The 552-nt window shown below is 65.9% G+C and carries 1 protein-coding gene; it reads left to right on the top strand.

Features of this window, described 5'->3' with window-relative positions:
• The coding region (gene fabD / locus SO140_RS46420) for an ACP S-malonyltransferase (RefSeq protein ID WP_498544269.1) at nt 1–552 on the top strand (552 nt) is incomplete at both ends.

Genomic DNA, 552 nt, shown 5'->3' with positions numbered 1-552 from the left:
CAGCAGGGCGGTAAAGCGCCTGCGCTGATGGCGGGTCACAGCCTGGGCGAATACTCGGCGCTGGTCTGCGCCGGCGTGCTGGACTTCAAGGCGGCGATCCGTCTGGTCGAGCTGCGCGGCAAGCTGATGCAGGAAGCAGTGCCGGAAGGTACCGGCGCGATGTACGCCATCATCGGTCTGGATAACGACGCGATCGCCAAGGCGTGCGAAGAGTCTGCGCAGGGGCAGGTGGTTTCTCCGGTCAACTTCAACTCGCCGGGCCAGGTGGTCATCGCCGGCAACAAAGAAGCGGTTGAACGCGCAGGCGCCGCCTGTAAAGCTGCCGGCGCCAAACGTGCGCTGCCGCTGCCGGTGAGCGTGCCTTCGCACTGTGCGCTGATGAAGCCGGCCGCCGACAAGCTGGCCGTGGCGCTGCAGGACATCACCTTCAACGCGCCGCAGGTGCCGGTGGTGAACAACGTCGACGTGCGCACCGAAAACGATCCGGAAGCGATCCGCAGCGCGCTGGTGCGTCAGCTGTACAGCCCGGTGCGTTGGACCGAAAGCGTAGAG

The sequence above is a fragment of the Bradyrhizobium sp. UFLA05-108 genome, from assembly GCF_059803455.1.
Note: the sequence above shows the minus strand (reverse complement) of the source record. Positions and strands in the feature narration are given on the sequence as shown.